This window comes from Pseudomonas mucidolens (assembly GCF_900106045.1).
Classification (GTDB): Bacteria; Pseudomonadota; Gammaproteobacteria; order Pseudomonadales; family Pseudomonadaceae; genus Aquipseudomonas; species Aquipseudomonas mucidolens.
The window spans coordinates 5,695,256-5,715,220 of record NZ_LT629802.1 but is presented as its reverse complement, the minus strand read 5'-3'; the positions used below and the strand labels follow the sequence as shown (position 1 = coordinate 5,715,220).

The window sequence follows — 19,965 nt, the reverse complement described above, 5'->3', positions numbered from 1 at the left end:
GCTGGCCTCTGTCGCCAACAATATCTGACTACTGGTTTAAAAGGGTGTCTGACGTCGCCTAGCTCGTGAAAGGCTCCTCATAAGCGATTGGTGCCATTTCGGCTGGCAGCTTTCGGCGCAGAGCGTGTAAAAAAGCTTAGCCAAAATTTAAGTCCGCGAATCTACGTTAGATCTGAAATTTATCGGCACCTCAACAGATATAAATTTCGTATAGAAACGCGATATTCATTCCAGTTTTGAGTGCCTATCGAGCAAAAAACCGTTTTTACACAGCCTCGGCCAAAAGCAGACGCTTTCCGCTTACTGCCTGTTAAGCTGGAAAAGGATCCGGCGATGAATAGGTGATGGCCATACGACAGCCGTCATGACTATGATGCCACCCTCTGAACGGCTTCAAGGTGTCGTAGTGATAGGGAATATTTTCAACGTCTTTTCGCGACGAAGGGAAAATCAGAATACGCCGAAAAAGCAGCTCACTCAGCAGTTCCGGCAAAGGACGTTCATGCTCATTCGGGATGTAGGGCCGGGCATGGTCGAAACCCTAGAGTTTCTTCACGACCGGCTTTCCTACCTTCTCGGGAACCAAAAGCTCTCTGTAAAAAACAATCTTTCCTACGCTGATGACGCGTTCGAGTTTTTACATACCTGCAGTGATCCCCACTTCCTTGATGCAATTGAATATCTTATTCACTGCGATGGGTGGCGCTACTTACGCGGTCAGCATGAACTCGTAATTGATCGATTGAACGAGTTTTTAAACGTTGATGATCTTCCCTACTTCGTCACCAAACCGGTATGGGAAACCCGGGAAGAAATTTATCGAGGCGCCCCTACTCAGTTCACTGGAATACGTGAGCAGGCGAAGGTCATTCCGAAGGAAAGCCAAGCTATCCACGACACGGCTATCGAGCCCGCTCTGAAGCTACTGCGTCAACCTGCATTCCTCAATGCGAACTCCGAATTCATGGCAGCTCTGGAAGACTTTCGGCACGGAAAATTCGGCGACTGCGTCACCAAGTGCAACAGCAGCTACGAGAGCGTCATGAAGGTGATCTGCGGTCAGAAGGGCTTCGGGTATGCCCAAGGAGACACAACCTCCAAGCTCATACGGACCATCATGCAGAAAACCGAGATGGATACCTTCTGGGAGCAGCCACTGATGACTGTCGGCACGCTTCGCAACAAACTGAGCAGCTCGCATGGTGCGGGCGAGGTGCAGAAAGTAGTGCCAGAGCACGTGGCGAAGTACACGCTTAATATGACGGCCTCTGCGATCATCTTTTTGCACGATCAGGCCTACCGGGCCAACCTATGAAATCTTCAATTAGGCTTGTGGGAGTGGAAATGCGTCGTTTCGATACCAAACCTCTGATTGCGTTGGCGGCGGCTCCAGAGGATCAGGATGATCCTTGGTACAAAGATGCCGAGCAGGCTGTGCAGTACATGAAAGCAAACTCGGAATCAGACGAGATTGTGATTTACGCTAGCGCCCCTTTCTTTCTAATCGTCGGAGCACTCGCTCCAACCGATAATGTCACTCCCCCCGATGGGGAAGCGCTTCAAAACCTCTCACTGTCTACCGATGTTACTTGGCGCATCCAGAAGTCCTGGTGTTCCGATGAAGGACATCGCGTCTACATTGAGGCCCCCTTTCCAGAGGAAAGCGGGTCTGCTTTAGCAGAGGGTGAACCTCTGGTCATTCGGCGTCGTCTTGAGGGGGTTCATACCGGGTCAACTCCGATCGAAATTAGTCAAAAACTTATACATTGCCTCGACATTCATTACGTGGATGAGCGAAAAGCGTATTGCCGCCTAAATGACAATGGCGACATCGAAGATGTCATCAGAATTCTGAAGCTTCAAATTCCCGACCAGATGGAGGGACGGGAAGTGGTCACGATCCTTCGTAAGGACCTGGACAATTACATGGCCCTAGCGGAAATGGCGCTGGTCATGAAATTTGATTTTACCCGTTACGTAGCGGGTAGCTTCAACGGCTGGCAAGGCGCCGATCGATACAACCGAGACGAGCCAGATCTGTTCTACCATGGAGGATCGACCAGCAAGGCAAGCTTCGCGCATGGAGCCATGGTGGTCAGGCCAATAGCCAGCGTCGAAGAACAAGAAGAGGCGTGGCGCAAAGACCTCGATGGTGATCCGGATCGTGAGTATGCGGTCTTCAAAATCTACGACCGTAAGCATGACCGCCAGGTCGAGACCTCTTGCAGCCCCGAGCACATCGTCAGCTATTTTGAGGAGAGCGATCTTCCCTGGCAGATATCTCCCGCTTTTTTCAGGTCAGAGGTTCTTAATCGCTTCAAGGGCGACCCTGAGAAGTACACGCTCGAGGACCGAAGCATTTCTTGCAGAGGAGCTTGGCACCTTAAATCTTACGACATCAATGAGGCCGGTCAGGTTCATGCGTACATCTGGGACCTATCGAAGCTCCCTTACGATGAACAACTTTATTGGAAGGCCTTCAACGAATGGCCTAAGGCTCCCATCTCCGAGCGCGCGCATCGAACGGACATCGAAGGCAGCTGGTACACCGAATATCATCCACTGGATTCACTCAAGCGTAAGATCCGAACGCTCGACAAAAGAAAACCTGCCTGGTGGAACCCTCGAGGTGAGGAGCTGATCGATAGCGTGCTTGCTCCAGCCACAGACTCGCCTAAGGAATGGGGTGATGAAATCATGGCTCTCGATCAATGTCTGGTAGAAGGATTTCTCGACAAGCCACTGCGCAAGGTGGCTGAAGCAAAAGGCCGAGCCCTGGAGCCAACATGGCGCTCGCTCAAGTTGTTGTACGAAATTCTCGTTGGAAGCTCAATCAACGCAGAGGACGCTAAGCAGATCTTGGCGCCGATGAGAAAGCTCCATGAGCTTCGTAATGAGATCCGGGGACATGCTACCAACGAAAAGAAAGCTGTCGCTATCCGGGAAGCTCGTACCACCCATGGAAATTTCCGTACGCACTTCTTCCACCTGGCCGAAGGCTGTGATCATGCCCTTGTCGCAGTGTTGAGAGCTCTCGAAATTGATATCGACGAGTGATCAACGGTATAGCCTCAACAGCTCGCGATAGCGAGCTGTTGAGGGAGGTCACTAACAATCCGCTACGCTGTTCGTTTAGGCAACCTCAAGGACATGGAGAGGTAAGGCATGGCTATATACGAGGAAGTACTGGCTTGGTCGGAAAGGCTGCCGGCGTGGCGCAGCGACGCCTTGCGCCGTTTGTGTGTCCAGGGCGAATGGACTGCTCAGGATCTTGTCGAAATTCTTGATCTCGCTAAGCAACACCATGGGATGCGAAGCGCATTTCTGCCAGTTCTTCAGCCTGTCCTTTTCGCCGCAGACCATTTTCCCGCCGAGCCGAATCGGGAGCACACCGTCGTATTGCAGTCCCTGCATTCACTTACTAATGTGGGGAAGATCCCGAACAGTGAGGTTCTGAACTTCCAACCGCATGGTCTCACCATCGTGTACGGCGGAAACGGCACGGGGAAGTCCGGTTACGCACGGGTGCTGAAGCAGGCGTGCCGTGCCCGGAGCCCTGGTGCTGTCTACGCCAATGCTTACGCTGCGGATTACCAGCAGCTCATACCAAGCGCTGCTATTGACTTCGCGCTGGACGGCGCCGCCCAACAGACGACCTGGAGAAGTGATCCCGATAACGTAGCGCAGCCAGAACTCCGGGGCATTTCCGTTTTTGATGGCGACTGCGCTCGGCATTACCTCCAGTCACGAGAGGCTGCCAACTTTCAGCCATCTGCTCTGACTTATCTCCAGCAGTTGGCGAATGGACTCAATCAGGCTCTGCGACCCGCGCTACAGGCTGAGATCACGGGCCTTGCAACAGACACGACACCGTTCAGTGTCATTCCGTCCGATACCGATGCTGGACGGGCGGTCCATCCGATTTCCCCGACCACTGATCTGACGCGAGCGCGTGAATTGGCTGCGCTCGCCGATGATGAGCTGGCGGAGCGTGTACGACTTCCGCAGGAAATCAGCGAAGCGGACCCAACTGCCCGGGCGTCGCTACTTGACCATGCTGCAACGCGAGTCGATGAATTGGCCAGCCTCATCGCTGTGGTGACCGGCGTAGTGTCTGATGAGGTTATCGATGCCAAACACCAGGCACATCGAGCCGTCCTTGAGGCTGAGACAGCTGAACGTGCGGCGTCCGCCATGTTGCAAGCAGGAGATGCGACACATCTACTTCCTGGAACGGGACAAGGCTCTTGGGCGTTGCTATTCAACGCTGCTCGTGAATATTCGTCCAGCACTGCATATCCAGGAGAGGCCTTCCCGGTCACCAATGACGACGCAGTCTGTGTACTTTGCCAGCAAGAGCTCAGTCCTGAAGCGCAGAACCGCTTGCAGCGATTCGATCATTACATTCGAGACCGGACAGCGGAGACTGCTCAGGCTGCACGCAACGCATGGCAGCAGATCGTTCGAGAAGTCGATCCAGCCAATGTCGACTTCACAGTTGCCCCTAACATGCTGGAGAGCCTGAGGGCTCGTGTGCCAGCGCTTCCGGACGATATTCAGACCTTTCAGGCTGACTTGGTCGCCCGACTTCAGTGGCTCAAAACAGCGGTGGCTACTGGGGTATGGCAGGACTGTCCTGGGTATCGTGGAGCGAACCCGGGGGCGTCTATCGCTCAGGCTGCGGAAGTACTTCGCGAAGAGGCGGGCCGCCTGCGCGCAAACATGAACGCAGAGGCCTTAGCGGCCAAAAAGCTACGGCTGAAAGAGCTGGAAGCGCGACAGCTACTTTCCGACCATATCGAAGGCATAGCACGGGTGATTGATAACCTGGCCCACAGGGTTCGGCTCCAGAATTGCCTAAATGACATCGCAGCTACACGGCCGATTAGCGTGCTGGCTGGCCAACTGACTCGGACATACATCAGTGAGGCTCTGGCTGGACGCATGAACGAGGAGCTCACTAGACTAGAACTCAGGCACGTTGAAGCTGGAGTCAGCTCAGCCGGTGACGCCGGGGCAGTTCGCCTGGGAATTCAGCTGTTAGACTGCCAGCTTGCCCCGCACCAAGTGTTGAGCGAAGCAGAGCAGCGTATGTGTGCGCTTGCCTACTTCTTCGCTGAGCTTCATCAGTCAGGATCGACTTCCGGAATCGTTTTCGACGACCCTGTCTCAAGCCTCGACCACAGCCATCGAACCGCCGTCGCGCAAAGAATTGTCAAAGAGTCGGCCAACCGGCAAGTCATTGTATTCACCCACGACGCTGTATTCTTCGGTGAACTGATAACGCTCTGCCAAGATGCGGGTCTCGCACCTGAAGTTAGGTCGATCAGCTACCGGGCGGAAGGCCCTGGCTACGTCGATGCCGGTTTGCCGTATGACATGCGCCGGCACCGCGAGCGCATCGCGCAACACCGTCGTGACCAGCAGCAAATTGCAGCAACCTTCAACACCCCTCCCGGAGACACTGAGCGGTATGCGATCCGTAATGCATATAGTGATCTTCGCGTGACGATTGAAATCGGTATCGAGGACACGATACTCAACGAAACCGTAGTCCGTTTCCGCGACGGAATCTCAGTAGGCCGGCTTAACGGCGTGATGGCTGTGCAGGAGCAGGAATTCCGTGAAGTGCAACGCTTGCACGACCGATGCTGCCGCAATGTGAGCGCGCATTCACATGCGGCCGGCCAGCAGCGTCCCGTAACACATCCAGACGAGTTGCATGGGGATATTGAGGCCGTGAACACGTTGTTTACCCGTATCCGAAGCCGAAGGGGCTGAGTCGGCTGTTACGTGAGCATCTTTGCAGCGCCTGGCAACCTCTCGCGTGAGGCTACTTAGGACCCGAAGATGCCTTTCGTGAGGGGCCACTAACGACCTAGGCTGTGTAAAAACGTTTTCGAGCGCCACGGCTACTCACCGATCAATGGCCGGTATTGGCGCACCAGCCGAATCGAAAACCAGCCGGGCAAGGCGAGATCTACATCCCCTTCAAAAACTAAGCTTTGCATAAGCACCCAATGAAGAACTCGATACTAGAGTAGAGTCAGCGGGCGAGCTCCCTCTACGAACATTCCGGATGGGGGGACAAATGGGGGGATAAAATTTTCCAACTCACACAAGCCCAGCAAAATAAGGCAAAAATCAAACAATAAAGCCGCCCACAAGCCGGCTTTTTAATGCCCGTCAAAAACCGCCCTCCCAACATCGCGATGAGTCAGCCAACACTTCTGGCAACTGACCCACCGCCACTCCGCGTTTTTGCTTTAGCCCAACACCTCACTCGCCACCTGATCAATCGCGCTTTTTGTAATATCGACGATCAGGTCCGCTTCCGCCTCGGTCAGGATCAGCGGCGGGGCGAAGCCGAGGATGTCGCCGTGGGGCATTGCGCGGGCGATCATGCCGCGTTCCAGGCAGGCGGCAGATACTTTAGGGCCGACTTTGAGTGCGGCGTCGAACGGGGTTCGCTGTTCGCGGTTGGCCATGAATTCGACGGCGGCGAGCATGCCGTCGCCGCGAACTTCGCCGACCAGTGGGTGGCCTTCGAGGGTTTCGCGCAGGCGACGGTTGAGGTAGTTGCCGACTTGGTCGGCATTGGCGGTGAGGTTTTCGCGCTCGAGGATGTCGAGGTTGGCCAGGGCCGCGGCGGCGCAGATCGGGTGGCCGGAATAGGTCCAGCCGTGGCCCATGGCGCCTTCGGCGGTGGAGGCTGTTTCGATCACGCTCCAGACTTTTTCGCCAATGATCACTGCGGATAACGGTGCGTAAGCGCTGGTCAGGCCTTTGGCGGTGGTGATCAGGTCGGGGCGCATGCCGTAGCGTTGGCTGCCCATTTTCGAGCCAAGACGACCGAAGGCGCAGACCACTTCGTCGGCGATCAGCAGCACGTCGTATTTGTTCAGCACCGCTTGTATCGCCGCCCAATAACCGGCGGGAGGGACGATGATGCCGCCGGTGCCCATCAGCGGTTCGCCGATGAAGGCGGCGACGGTGTCGGGGCCTTCGGCAAGGATCATTTTTTCCAGTTCGTCGGCGCAGTGGCGCACGAATGTCGCTTCATCCATGCCGGCCGGGGCCTTGCGGTACCAATGTGGGCAAACCGTGTGTTTAATGCCTTGCTCCGGCAGGTCGAAGTGCTGGTGGAACGCCGCAAGGCCGGTGAGGCTGCCGGTCATGATGCCTGAGCCGTGGTAGCCGCGATCACGGGAGATGATTTTCTTTTTCTGCGGCCGGCCGAGGACGTTGTTGTAGTAACGCACCAGTTTGATCTGGGTTTCGTTGGCGTCGGAGCCGGACAGGCCGTAGTAGACCTTTTTCATGCCTTCGGGCGCCCACTCCATGATGCGGCTGGACAGTTCGATGATGGCCTCGCTCGAGTGGCCGACGTAGGTGTGATAGTAAGCCAGCTCCTTGGCCTGTTTGTAGATGGCATCGGCGACTTCGGTGCGGCCGTAGCCGATGTTGACGCAGTACAGGCCGGCGAAGGCATCGATGAATTCGCGACCTTCGTGATCGCGGATGCGAATGCCGGAAGCGCTTTTGATGATGCGCCCCTTGAGGGTGCCACTGGCGTGGTCATGGGCGTGGGTCGACGGGTGCATGAAGTGCGCGCGGTCTTGTTCGAACAGCGTTTCGAGGTCGTGGCTCATGGCGGGTCTCCTTAGAACTGGCCTTGGTGATGCAGGCAAAAGTATTTGGTTTCGACAAAGGCTTCGAAGCCCTCGGTGCCGCCTTCACGGCCCAGGCCCGAGGCTTTCATGCCGCCGAACGGAATTGGATGACCGGTAAACTTGACGCCATTGACGGCCACCATCGCGTGGTCGAGACGGCGAATCAGCGGATAGATCAGGTCCAGGCGGTTGGAACAAATATAGGCAGCCAGACCGTATTCGGTGTCGTTGGCCAGTGCGATGGCTTGCTCGATGCTGTCGAACGGCATCACGCCGGCGATGGGCGCGAAGTTTTCTTCACGGTAGATACGCATCTGCGGGGTGACGTCGGCGAGCACCGTGGGCTGGTAGAACAAACCGCCCAAGGCGTGTGCTTCGCCGCCCACCAGGCGTCGAGCACCCAGGCGCAAGGCGTCGGCCACGCGCTCGGCGGTTACCTCGAAGGAGGCCTGATGCATCAACGGCCCGACCTCGACATCTTGCTCCTGCTCCCCGAGCAGCGCCGGGCCGACCCGCAGTTCGCGCACGGCGGCGGCAAAACGGCTGAGAAACGCCGGATAAATCGAGCGCTCGACCATGATCCGGTTGGCGGCGCAGCAATCCTGCCCGGAGGTCTGGAACTTGGCTTGCACGGCGACGTTCACCGCGAGCTCCAGATCGGCATCGGCGCAGACAATAAAAGGCGCATTGCCGCCCAGTTCCAGGGCGACCTTCTTCACGTCCTGGGCCGCCGCCTGCAGCACCAACTTGCCGACCCGGGTCGAGCCGGTGAAGCTGACGGCACGCACGCGGCTGTCCTGCACCAGGGTTTGCATGGCCATCTGCGGCTCACCCAACACCACGTTGAATACGCCCGCCGGGAAGCCTGCCTCTTCAGCCAGTTGCGCCAGCGCCAACGCTGAATAAGGGGTTTCATGGGCCGGCTTGATCACCACCGTGCAACCGGCCGCCAACGCCGCGGCGGCTTTGCGGGTGATCATGGCGGAAGGGAAATTCCAGGGCGTCAGCAAGGCACAGACGCCGACCGGTTCCTTCAACGTACCCAACTGCGCACCGGCAATATGACTGGGAATGTGCTGGCCGTAGAGGCGCCGTGCTTCTTCGGCGAACCACGGGATAAAGCTCGCGGCATAGGCAATTTCGCCACGAGACTCGGCGAGGGGTTTACCTTGTTCCTGGCTGAGAATGCGCGCCAGGTCTTCCTGGTGCTCAAGGATCAGACTTGCCCAACGTCGCAGGATGATGGCGCGGGCCTCAAGGCTCTGTTGGCGCCAGCTGGCAAAGGCACGGTGCGCGGCGTCCACGGCGGCGGTGATTTGCAGCGGGTCGAGCATGGGAACATGGCCGATCAGTTGCTGATTGCCCGGGTTGTGCACCGCGACGCTGTGGCCGCTGTGACTGTGGACCCATTGGCCGTCGACATAGCACAGGGCCTTGAATAGCAACGGGTGTTTGTATGTCATGGGGTTCGCTCCAAACCTTTGGCGTGGAACCATGCTAGGGCAGCCGCGCCGTGGGGATCTGACGTTTGACCGGGGCGTGGCCGGTGGTTTTTCCTGAATGGACACCGCTAAACAGTGGCTTTTGCGGTGACCCCTAGAGCGCCTGCGCCAGCTCGGCGGGCAACGCCCCCGAGGTCTTGATGGTCTTGGTGACGATGTAGGTGAAGTAGCGCTCGATACCCAGGTCATCGAGCAATAGCTGGTCGATGAAACGTTGGTAGTGGTCAATGTCCGGGGCTTGGATCATCGCCATGTAGTCGACACCGCCGCCGGTGGCGTAACAGAAGGCCACTTCGCTGGCGTCGTGCATCCGTTGCTCGAAGCGTCGCATGTCCTGAGCGGTGTGGCGGGCCAGGGTGATTTCCACCAGCACTTGCTGGCTTTTGAACACAGCGTTCCAGTCGATCCGGGCACGGTAGCCCTTGATCAGGCCCAACGCCTCCAGTTTGCGCACCCGCTCCCAGGCCGGGGTGACCGACAGGTTGATGGCCTCCGCCAGGCTCGACTTGGTAATGCGCGCGTCCTCGGCGAGGATGCGCAGGATTTTCAGGTCATAGCGGTCGAGTTTGTGCATGGGCCGCGGGTCTCCACAACGATCGAGTTTCAGCTCAGCACGTCGGCGATCACCGCCACCGTGTCTCCGCACTGCACCAACCCCGGAAAATGCCGCGCCGCCAGCAAGCCACTGCGCGCCGCGCGGTATTCCACCGCAGCAACGCCGCTGCGGGTGGCGTCGTACACGCGGGCGATCACATCGCCCTGGCGCACCGTGTCGCCCAGGTCCCGGCACATTTCCAGCAGGCCGTCATGCTCGCTGGCGATAAAGCAGTCGGCAGCCGGCATATCGAGCAGCTTGGACTCCCGGTACTCGATTTCGCCCTGGAGAATTCCGGCATGCACCAGCAGGTTGCGTACCCCGCGCTCGGCGATTGCCACACTGCGCGCCGTGGACGAACCGCCGCCACCCAGTTCGGTGGTGACAAAGACTTTGCCCTGGCTTTCGGCAGCGGTGTCGTACATCGCCCCGGCGTCCAACTCCAGCATGCGCATGCTGTAGGGCGCGTTGAACGCGCGCATCCCGGCTTCGCATTGGGCCTGCTGCTGTTTGTCGGCCAGCACATGACAGGCGGCGAATGGCAGAAAGTCCAGGGTGCGACCACCGGAATGGATATCCAGCACGATATCGGCCAGCGGCAGTAGCGTGCGGGTGAAGTAGTCGGCGATTTTCTCGGTCACGCTGCCGTCCGGTTTGCCGGGAAAGCTGCGATTGAGATTGCCTTGGTCGACGGGTGAAGTACGTCGGCCGGCGCGAAAGGCCGGCGTGTTCATGAACGGCACAATGATCAATCGGCCACTGACGTCAGCCGCGCTCAGGCCCTGGGCCAATTTGCTCAGGGCCACCGGACCTTCGTATTCGTCACCATGATTGCCGCCCGTAAGCAACGCGGTCGGCCCCCGCCCATGCTGGATCACGGTGAGTGGAATCATCACCGCGCCCCAGGCCGAGTCGTCGCGGGAATAAGGCAGCTTGAGAAAGCCGTGCTGCACGCCGTCACGGGTGAAATCCACGGTGGTGCTGATGGGGTTTTCAGGCAAATCGCTCATGGTTCAATCCTTGACGAACAGTTGGCGTGGCACATTGCACAGCGTCTCGACCCCGGTGTCGGTGATCAGAATGCTTTCGGTGATTTCCAGGCCCCAGTCGTCCATCCACAATCCCGGCATAAAGTGGAAGGTCATGCCCGGCTGCAACACACTCGTATCGCCAGGGCGCAAGCTCATGGTGCGCTCGCCCCAATCCGGTGGATAACTGATACCGATCGGGTAACCACAGCGGCTGTCTTTGTGGATGCCGAATTTTTCCAGCACCTTGAAAAACGCCACGGCGATATCACCGGTGGTATTGCCGGGTTTTGCAGCTTCGAGGCCGGCGGCAATGCCCTCGACCACCGCTTTTTCACCCTCGATAAAGTGCTGCGGCGGTTTGCCCAGGTAGATCGTGCGGGATAACGGGCAGTGGTAACGCTTGTAGCACCCGGCAATTTCAAAGAAGGTCCCGGCGCCGTTCTCGAACGGCGTATCGTCCCAGGTCAGGTGCGGTGCACTGGCGTCGGCGCCGGTGGGCAACAGCGGCACGATGGCCGGATAATCACCGCCATGCCCGTCGGCACCAAGGATCCCGCTACTGTAAATCTCGGCCACCAGTTCGTTTTTGCGCAGCCCCGGCTCGATGCGTTCGAAGATGCGTTCGTGCATGTTCTCGACAATGCGCGCGGCGATACGCATGTAGGCGATTTCCTGCGGCGACTTGATCGCCCGCTGCCAGTTCACCAGCCCCGCTGCGTCGATGAAGGTGGCGTTCGGCAAGTGTTTTTGCAGCGACAGATAAGCCGCGGCGCTGAAGTAATAATTGTCCATTTCCACGCCGATATTCAGCGTGTCCCAACCCCGGGCGCTGATGACTTCCCGCGACAGGTAGTCCATCGGATGACGTTCCCGGGACTGCACGTAGATGTCCGGGTAACCGACGATGTTCTGGTGCTGCATGAACACCGTGCGCTTGGCGCCGTTGGCATCCTGGCCACGACCGAACCAGACCGGCTCGCCGTCCAGGGCCACCAGCACACATTGGTGCACATAGAACGACCAGCCATCGTAGCCCGTCAGCCAGGCCATGTTGGAAGGGTCGGTGACCAGCAGCAGCTCAATGCCCTGCCCTTGCATGGCCTCACGGACCTTGGTCAGGCGCTGGGCGTATTCCGCTCGTGCGAACGGCAGGTTGACGACTATCTGAGACATGCACATGCCCTCTGATAAATGACGCAGGAATGAAATGAATTAACTGGAAAACTGCACACCCTTGCCGGCCGCACGCGCACGTTCGAACGCCAGATTAGCCATGGCCGTGTCCTGAGCACCGGTGCCCGTCAGGTCGCACAAGGTAATTTGCGCCGCATCGGTGCGACCGGGCAGCTGGCCTGCCAGGACTTGCCCCAGCTCCGCCAGGCGCGACTCGTCGAGCCTGATCCCGGCCGCCAGGGCATGGTGCAGTTCGCCGAGGATTCGGGTCTGGCTCAAGCGATCGGCCACATAGCGATCGACCCTGGCCAGAACCTGGGGCGCAATTTCGTTTTTGTGTTCGGCGTCGGACCCCATGGCGGTGATGTGCAGACCGGGACGCAAATGGTGCGCCTGGATCAAGGGTTCACGGCTAGGGGTACAGGTGATGGCTATGTCCGCGTCGGCCAGCGCCTCCTCGATGCTGGCGCAGGCGACCACCATCAGCTCGCTACTGCGTGACAGCCCGGCGCAGAAATCCTGCGCCTTGGCGCCGTCCCGTGCCCAGACGCGCACCTGTTCAATCGGTCGCACCAGACGCAACGCTTGCAACTGCAATGCCGCCTGCTCGCCGCTGCCAATCAGTGCCACGCTGCGACTCTCAGGCCGCGACAAACAGCGCGCCGCCACCGCGCCGGCGGCGGCCGTACGCACCGCTGTCAGGTAGCCGTTGTCCAGCAACAACGCGTCCAATAACCCGGTGCGCGCCGACAACAGCATCATCATGCCGTTGAGGCTTGGCAGGCCGAGTCCCGGGTTGTCGAAAAAACCGGGACTGACCTTGATCGCGAACCGCTCCAGGCCCGGCAGATACGCAGTCTTCACGTCCACTTCGCCATTGTGTTCCGGGATGTCCAGACGCAGGATCGGTGGCATGGCGACGGCCGCCGTGGCGAGCAGCACGAACGCCTGCTCAATGGCCTCGACACTGGACAAATCCAGGTCGACGCAGGCACGCAGATCGGCTTCGCTTAACAGGCTGACTTGACTCATCGACAGGGTGCTCCCGTTGGTTATTGTGGTGATTTATGCGTCAAGACCATTGAGCACGCGCAGGTGCTGATCGCTGTCGACGTTACGCCCGCTGACCACCACCACAATCGGCCCACGCGACTCGATCAGCCCCTCGAGCAACGCCGCAATGCCAACCACTGCCGCGCCTTCCAGCACCAGCCGCTCGTGGCGATAGGCGTGGCGCAGAGCATTGGCGATGGCGGTTTCGCTGAGCAGGTGCAGGTGATCGCAAAGGTCGCGGGTCATCTCGAAGGTGTAGCGATTGTTCAGGCCGATGCCGCCGCCCAGAGAGTCGGCGAGGGTCGACAACTCTTCGACTTCCAGTGGATGGCCTGCCGCGAGGCTGGCGTGCATGGCCGCGCCGCGCTGCATGCTGATGCCGTGGGTGACAATCCGCGGATTGGCGCTTTTGATCGCCAGCGCAACACCGGCGAACAACCCACCGCCGGACAACGGCACGAGGATTTGCGCCACGTCGGGCAGTTGTTCGAGAATTTCCAGGCCCAGGGTGCCCTGGCCGGCGATGATCGCGGGATGATCGAACGGCGGCAGCAAAGTCGCGCCCTGCTCGCTGGCAATGCGCTCGGCTTCACGCTGGGCATCGTCCTGGGAGTGGCCGACGATACACACTTCGGCGCCCAGCCCGCGAATCGCCTCGACTTTGTTTTCCGGCACCAGGTGCGACAAGCAAATGCTGGCCTTGACCCCTTGCCGGGACGCTGCGTAAGCCAGGGCGCGACCGTGGTTGCCGGTCGATGCCGTCACCACGCCACGCGCCTTTTGCTCGGCATCGAGTTGCGCCACGGCATTGCTCGCACCGCGCAACTTGAAGCTGCCGGTGATCTGCTGGGATTCAAGCTTGAGGCACACCGCCACGCCCATCCGTTGTGACAAACTCGGCGAATACTCCATGGCGGTACGCCGCACCTGCGATTCGATCCGCTGGCGAGCGAGGTAAATATCGTTTAGCTGCAACGCTGACATGACCGCCTCCCACAGGGGTAGTGGACGCAGTCTAAGAGCGCTGGATTGTCGTGATGAATGTACTAGGGCAATTTAACCGACAAACTTTTCGGCGCGCTCAAAAGTCATGAATCTGCGGGTATTGGTTGAATATTTCGCGCATGCCGATTAACGCCTCGCGCATTTCTTCATCACTGCATTCGGCGCCGACACACAGCCGCACAGCTCGCGGTCGCGGGGTGCCGCGCACAGTGAACGGGTCGGGCGAAGTGACCGCAATGTGTTTATGACGCAGCGCCCGCACCAGGCTATCGACCTCCCAATGAGCGGGTATCCCGACCCACGCATTCAACGCGTACGGATGCTGGCCCAGCAGGTAATCATCCAGGTATTCGCTGACCATCGCCTGGCGCCCGGCCAACAGCTTGCGTTGCAGACTGACCAAGGTCTCGGCGCGCCCGTCGCGAATCCAGCGCGCCGCAATCTCCGAAACCATCGGCGTCGCCATCCAACTGTTGACCCGCAAGATACTTTCAGTGCGCAACGCCAGGCGCTTGGGCACCACCAGATAGCCGATGCGCAGGCCGGTGAGCACCGACTTGGTCATGCTGGTGCAATAGAACGACAGTTCCGGCAGGTAATGACTGATCGGCGGCGCGCGCTTTTCGTCCAGCAGCGGACCGTAGACGTCGTCCTCGATGATATGCACGCCGAAACGCCGGGCGATGTCGGCGATCTCGCGGCGCCGGCTGTCGGGCATCAAGCTGGTGGTCGGGTTGTTCAGGTTCGGGGTACAGACCAGCGCGGTGACCCGCTCATTGCTGCACATGTCTTCGAAATGCTCCGGGTCGATGCCATGCCGGTCGGTCTCCAGCCCTTTGAGGGTAAAGCCGAGCACCTGGGAGTTGCCGATCACGCCATGATCGGTGAGCCCTTCACACAGCACCACATCATCGGGGCCGGCCAGGGACGCCAGGGCCAGGAAAATCCCGTGGGCGGCGCCATTGGTGATCAGGATGGCATCGCGCTCCACCCGCAGCCCCTGACGGCCGATCCAGTGCATGGCGGCGTCTCGGTGAGCCTCGAAACCGGCAATCGGACGAAAGGCATGAATCCACGGCTGGTCGTCTTCAGTGCTGAGCTCACGGCAGGTCTCGCGCCAGGCCTGATCGTGCTCGCGGGTGTGCAAGATACGCGTGATGGAGAAGTCCACCAGGGCCCGCTCGGGGCTGTCGAGGATATAGGTCGCGACCCGGTCGCTCATACGCCGCGAGACAAAGCTGCCGCGGCCGACCTCGCAGCGCACCAGGCCTTGGCGCTCCAGTTCCTTGTAGGCATTGGTCACGGTTTGCACGCTGATGCCCATGGCATCGGCCACGTGGCGTTGCGGCGGCAGGCGCTGATCGTTGACCAGCACGCCCTGCTCGATGTCATCGGCGATTGCCTGCACCAGTATCTTGTATTTTGACTCGCCGCTACGGGCGATCTGCAGTGCTGCTTTCCAGGTGTCCATCGGCGCTAAAACCCGCGTAGGTGCCAGTGCGCACAGCATCCCGCGAGAATCCGCACAACGCAATTGTCCTAGTGCAATGCCATGATGGCCGGGGCTTTTGTATGCTCGGTCCAAGGTCGATGCAGGGGTCGCTCGTCAGGCCCCCATAACAACACCAATCGCCCTGTACCGGTGCGCTGCGTCGCTCATGCAATCAGCCCTTGTACGCTTTGCTCTTGTAACACTGCCTCCTACCACAGAGCCGTCGACGACGGGTCCACAAGAAACAGGAGATTTTACCGATGAGCAATTCCACCTCCCGTACTTCCCATGCGTTGCGTTGCCTGTTCGTGGCTGGCGCGATGCTCGGCGTGGCCATCAATGCCCAGGCCGCCACCACCCTGGAAACCATTCAGAAAAACAGCAGCATCCGCATCGGCTATGCCAATGAAACACCGTTTGCGTTTACCGAGACCGACGGCCGGGTGACCGGTGAATCGCCGGAAATCGCCAAAGCGATCTTCGCCCAGATGGGCATCAAGCAGGTCAATGGTGTGTTGACCGAATGGGGCGCGTTGATCCCGGGCCTGCGCGCCGGGCGTTTCGATGTGATTGCCGCGGGCATGTACATCACCCCGGCACGCTGCAAGCAGGTGCTGTTCACCGACCCGCAGTATCAACTGCCGGACGCCCTGCTCACCGCCAAGGGTAACCCGCATAACCTGCACAGTTATGAAGACATCGCCAACAACCCCGAGGTGAAACTGGCGATCATGGCGGGCACGGTGAACCTGGCTTATGCGCGGGACTCGGGGGTCAAGGACGCGCAGATCCTGCAAGTGCCGGACACCACCGCGCAATTGCAAGCGGTGCGCGCCGGGCGTGCCGATGCCGCCGTGGGCACTCAACTGACCATGAAAAACCTGGCCGCCAAAGGTGGCGAAAAGGTCGAGGCGATCACCGAATTCAAGGACGACCCTTCGCACATTGGCTACGGCGCCCTCGCCTTCCGCCCGGAAGACAAGGCGTTGCGGGATGCGGTGAATGCCGAGCTGAAAAAATGGCTGGGCTCCGAAGCACATCTCAAGGCGGTTGCACCTTTTGGCTTCGACAAATCCAACGTGACCAGCAAAACCGCTGCTGAGCTCTGCGCTCAATAGTCGAAACAGGCATGGCGCCACGGCGCGGTGCCTATTTTTCTGCTTAATCCGACTGGCCAGGTTGAACCATGGGTGAATTACTTCCGCTGTTGATACAAGGCGCCTGGGTAACGCTGCAGGTGACATTCCTCGGTTCGCTGCTGGCGATTGTCACGGCGATTCTTGCGGCGCTGGGGCGCATGTCGCCCTGGCGACTACTGCGCTGGTTTTCCATTGCCTACATCGAAGTGTTTCGCGGCACCTCGTTGCTGGTGCAGTTGTTCTGGTTGTTTTTCGTGCTGCCATTACCCCCGTTCAACATCGCGCTGAGCCCCTACAGCGTGGCCGTCGTCGGTCTCGGCTTGCACATCGGCGCTTACGGCGCGGAAGTCATGCGCGGAGCAATCAGCTCGGTAGCCAAGGGTCAGTACGAAGCCTCCACGGCGTTGAATTTCAGCCGCTACACGCGCTTTCGCCGGATCATCCTGCCCCAGGCCTTATTGGCGGCGATCCTGCCAGGGACCAACCTGCTGATCGAACTGCTGAAAAACACCTCACTGGTGTCACTGATCACCTTGTCCGACCTCAGTTTTCGCGCCCGGCAGTTGGATCAGGCCACCTTCCAGACCCTGGAAATCTTCAGCCTGGCGCTGCTGATGTATTTCATCCTGGCCCAGGCCATCAATTTTGGCATGCGCCATATTGAACGGCGCCTGGCCCGCGGGCGGATGCGTGGAGGCCTGTCATGACCTTGTTCGACTGGAGCTATGCCTGGCAAATCCTTCCCGACTTGCTGCGTGCCTCGCTCAACACCATCGGTATCACCCTGATCGGTTTTCTGATCGCCATTGTGCTCGGCCTGTTCCTCGCGATCGGTCGACGCAGCCGACGACTCTGGCTGTCTTGGCCGGCCACCGCAGTCATTGAGTTCATTCGCAGCACACCGCTGCTGATCCAGGTGTATTTCCTGTACTACGTGCTGCCCAACTACGGCGTCAGCATGAGCGCCATGCAGGTCGGCATCCTGGGCATCGGCCTGCATTACGCCTGCTACATCGCCGAGGTTTATCGCGGCGGTCTCGATGCGGTGCCGCGCGCCCAATGGGAAGCGGTGACGGCGCTGAACATCACCCCGTACAGCGCCTACCGCAACATCATTCTGCCGCAGGCTTTGCGGCCGATCCTGCCGCCACTGGGTAACTACCTGGTAGCGATGCTCAAGGATACGCCAGTGCTGTCGGCGATTACCGTGGTGGAAATCATGCAACAGGCCAAGAACATCGGTTCCGAGAACTTCCGTTACCTGGAACCGGTCAGCATGGTTGGCCTGTTTTTCCTGATCCTGAGCATCGGCTTGGCTTATCTGGTACGGCGCCTTGAAGCGCGCCTGGAGCTACGCTAATGACTTCCCGAATTTCTTCGACACCCAGCGACCTTTTCCAGCATTACGCCCCGTCACCGTTGCAGCCGCAGGAGGCCCCGGCCATGCAGGCACTCGAATCCGTCAAACCGATCGTCAGCTTCCAGAACGTTACCAAGCGCTATGGCAACTTTACCGTCCTCGACCGCTTGAACCTGAACGTCAGCCCCGGAGAGAAGGTCGCGATCATCGGCCCCAGCGGCTCAGGCAAATCCACATTGCTGCGGGTATTGATGACCCTGGAAGGCATCGATGACGGCTCGATCAGCATCGAGGATGACCTGCTGACCCACATGCCTAACCGCAACGGCGTGCTGGTGCCGGCCAACGACCGGCATATCCGTCGCGTACGCGGCAAGATCGGCATGGTATTCCAGAGCTTCAACCTGTTCCCGCACATGACGGCGCTGCAAAACGTCATCGAGGCGCCGGTGCAAGTGCTCGGCATGAAAACCGCAGAAGCCCGCGAACGTGCGGCGGACCTGCTCGAACTGGTGGGCCTGGGCAGCAAGCTGGAACATTATCCGTCGCAACTCTCCGGCGGCCAGCAACAACGCGTGGCGATTGCCCGTGCGCTAGCAATGCGGCCCAAGGTCATGCTGTTCGACGAAGTGACCTCGGCGCTCGACCCGGAACTGTGTGGCGAAGTGCTCAACGTCATTCGCCAGCTCGGCAGCGAACACAACCTGACCATGCTGATGGTCACGCATCAGATGGGCTTCGCCCGGGAGTTCGCGGACAGGGTGTGTTTTTTCTACAAGGGACAGATTCACGAACAGGGCACGCCGACGCAGATTTTCGAACAGCCGCAACAAGAGCGTACCTGCGCGTTTCTGAGTGCGGTGAAGGAAGCGAATTAATCAGCAGCCCGCTGAAGCCAATGGCTCGCCTCAACTGTCTCGTTTTAGTTGACAGTGTTACCTGTTTCGCTCCATTTATCCCTCATCGTCCACCGATTAATCTGTGCCCATGTTGAACGCAACGCCCTACCACTTAAACAAAAAAGGATTCAACCATGAGCACTCCAACTTACAACCGCTTGAACAAAGACGACGCCATCGTGCTGCTGGTTGATCACCAGACCGGGCTGATTTCGCTGGTACAGGACTTCTCGCCCAACGAGTTCAAGAACAACGTGCTGGCCCTGGCTGACCTGGCCAAGTTCTTCGAACTGCCGACCATCCTCACCACCAGTTTCGAACAAGGCCCCAACGGCCCGCTGGTACCGGAGCTGAAAGAAATGTTCCCGGACGCGCCGTACATCGCTCGCCCAGGCCAGATCAACGCCTGGGATAACGAAGACTTCGTCAAGGCGATCAAGGCCACCGGGCGCAAGCAGATCATCATTGCCGGCGTGGTGACCGACGTGTGCGTGGCGTTCCCGACACTGTCGGCGCTGGCGGAAGGGTTTGACGTGTTTGTAGTGACCGATGCTTCGGGCACCTTCAACACCACGGTGCAGCAAGCCGCCTGGAGCCGCATGACACAAGCGGGCGCGCAGATGATGAACTGGTTCTCGGTAGCCTGTGAGCTACACCGCGACTGGCGCAACGACATCGAAGGCCTGGGCAACCTGTTGTCCCAGCGCATCCCCAACTACCGCAACCTGATGAACGGCTACGCGGCGCTGACTGCACGTCAGAACTAAGCCTGCCACCTTGACGAAAGCTTGCACAGCCGCCAGTGGCGAGTGGGCTTGCCCCGCGCTGGGCTGCGAGCAGCCCCAAAAACCAGCCGCTACGGAGTTTCTGATACACTGCATTCGGCTTACTGGGGCTGCTTCGCAGCCCAACGCGGGGCAAGCCCGCTCGCCACAACAGCCCTAACTGAACGGCATTGGAGCTCGCCGGAGCCCCCACCGTCGAATCACTGGCGAGAGCGACTGAACCTTGTCGCTCATTTGCCCCTCCACCCCCTATCTGCT

Annotated in this window: 16 protein-coding genes; 8 read left to right on the top strand and 8 right to left on the bottom strand. The window is 59.2% G+C overall.

The features are described 5' to 3' along the window. Positions 1 to 364: 364 nt before the first annotated feature. The 3 genes from BLU75_RS26410 to BLU75_RS26400 all read left to right on the top strand — a co-directional run bounded on the left by BLU75_RS26410 (position 365) and on the right by BLU75_RS26400 (position 5,781). A complete protein-coding gene (locus BLU75_RS26410) occupies positions 365 to 1,315 on the top strand; it encodes an abortive infection family protein (RefSeq protein ID WP_231982594.1) in 951 nt (316 codons plus the stop codon). Between the two features lie 29 nt (positions 1,316 to 1,344). Continuing rightward, complete coding sequence (locus BLU75_RS26405; protein ID WP_084379788.1) at positions 1,345 to 3,057, top strand: hypothetical protein; 1,713 nt, start codon at positions 1,345 to 1,347, stop codon at positions 3,055 to 3,057. 108 nt (positions 3,058 to 3,165) lie between these two features. After that, positions 3,166 to 5,781: an AAA family ATPase gene (locus tag BLU75_RS26400; RefSeq protein WP_084379787.1), complete on the top strand. Its 2,616-nt coding sequence runs from the start codon at positions 3,166 to 3,168 to the stop codon at positions 5,779 to 5,781. A 485-nt stretch (positions 5,782 to 6,266) separates the two neighbouring features. Here BLU75_RS26400 and BLU75_RS26395 read toward each other — a convergent pair whose 3' ends face one another. The 8 genes from BLU75_RS26395 to ehuR all read right to left on the bottom strand — a co-directional run bounded on the left by BLU75_RS26395 (position 6,267) and on the right by ehuR (position 15,503). Then, positions 6,267 to 7,652 (bottom strand): aspartate aminotransferase family protein, encoded by a 1,386-nt coding sequence (locus BLU75_RS26395; protein ID WP_090221595.1) that lies wholly within the window; start codon positions 7,650 to 7,652, stop codon positions 6,267 to 6,269. Between the two features lie 11 nt (positions 7,653 to 7,663). Then, a complete protein-coding gene (locus BLU75_RS26390; protein WP_084379786.1) occupies positions 7,664 to 9,136 on the bottom strand; it encodes an NAD-dependent succinate-semialdehyde dehydrogenase in 1,473 nt (490 codons plus the stop codon). Between the two features lie 133 nt (positions 9,137 to 9,269). Next, the gene (locus BLU75_RS26385; RefSeq protein WP_084379785.1) at positions 9,270 to 9,749 is read right to left on the bottom strand and encodes an Lrp/AsnC family transcriptional regulator; all 480 of its coding nucleotides are present in this window, start codon (positions 9,747 to 9,749) and stop codon (positions 9,270 to 9,272) included. Positions 9,750 to 9,778: 29 nt separating this feature from the next. Further along, positions 9,779 to 10,780 carry a N(2)-acetyl-L-2,4-diaminobutanoate deacetylase DoeB gene (gene doeB, locus BLU75_RS26380; RefSeq protein WP_084379784.1) on the bottom strand — a complete coding sequence of 334 codons (1,002 nt, stop codon included), beginning with the start codon at positions 10,778 to 10,780 and terminating at the stop codon, positions 9,779 to 9,781. 3 nt (positions 10,781 to 10,783) lie between these two features. Then, positions 10,784 to 11,974: an ectoine hydrolase DoeA gene (doeA, locus tag BLU75_RS26375; protein ID WP_084379783.1), complete on the bottom strand. Its 1,191-nt coding sequence runs from the start codon at positions 11,972 to 11,974 to the stop codon at positions 10,784 to 10,786. A 39-nt stretch (positions 11,975 to 12,013) separates the two neighbouring features. Continuing rightward, positions 12,014 to 13,006: a cyclodeaminase gene (locus BLU75_RS26370; protein ID WP_084379782.1), complete on the bottom strand. Its 993-nt coding sequence runs from the start codon at positions 13,004 to 13,006 to the stop codon at positions 12,014 to 12,016. Positions 13,007 to 13,039: 33 nt separating this feature from the next. Beyond that, positions 13,040 to 14,011, bottom strand: coding sequence for a hydroxyectoine utilization dehydratase EutB (gene eutB / locus BLU75_RS26365; protein ID WP_090221594.1), 972 nt, complete (start codon positions 14,009 to 14,011; stop codon positions 13,040 to 13,042). A 97-nt stretch (positions 14,012 to 14,108) separates the two neighbouring features. After that, a complete protein-coding gene (gene ehuR, locus BLU75_RS26360; protein WP_084379780.1) occupies positions 14,109 to 15,503 on the bottom strand; it encodes a MocR-like ectoine utilization transcription factor EhuR in 1,395 nt (464 codons plus the stop codon). Positions 15,504 to 15,844: 341 nt separating this feature from the next. Here ehuR and ehuB point away from each other — a divergent pair, with 341 nt between their 5' ends. The 5 genes from ehuB to ycaC all read left to right on the top strand — a co-directional run bounded on the left by ehuB (position 15,845) and on the right by ycaC (position 19,689). Then, positions 15,845 to 16,642, top strand: coding sequence for an ectoine/hydroxyectoine ABC transporter substrate-binding protein EhuB (ehuB, locus tag BLU75_RS26355; RefSeq protein ID WP_231982695.1), 798 nt, complete (start codon positions 15,845 to 15,847; stop codon positions 16,640 to 16,642). Positions 16,643 to 16,710: 68 nt separating this feature from the next. Next, positions 16,711 to 17,370, top strand: coding sequence for an ectoine/hydroxyectoine ABC transporter permease subunit EhuC (gene ehuC, locus BLU75_RS26350; protein WP_084379778.1), 660 nt, complete (start codon positions 16,711 to 16,713; stop codon positions 17,368 to 17,370). Next, entirely contained in the window at positions 17,367 to 18,023 is a 657-nt protein-coding gene (gene ehuD, locus BLU75_RS26345; protein ID WP_084379777.1) for an ectoine/hydroxyectoine ABC transporter permease subunit EhuD, read from the top strand. Before ehuC ends, ehuD begins: the two co-directional genes overlap by 4 nt. Positions 18,024 to 18,106: 83 nt before the next feature. Then, complete coding sequence (gene ehuA, locus BLU75_RS26340) at positions 18,107 to 18,901, top strand: ectoine/hydroxyectoine ABC transporter ATP-binding protein EhuA (protein ID WP_084379799.1); 795 nt, start codon at positions 18,107 to 18,109, stop codon at positions 18,899 to 18,901. A 155-nt stretch (positions 18,902 to 19,056) separates the two neighbouring features. Then, a complete protein-coding gene (gene ycaC / locus BLU75_RS26335) occupies positions 19,057 to 19,689 on the top strand; it encodes an isochorismate family cysteine hydrolase YcaC (protein ID WP_084379776.1) in 633 nt (210 codons plus the stop codon). The last annotated feature ends 276 nt before the right edge of the window (positions 19,690 to 19,965 follow it).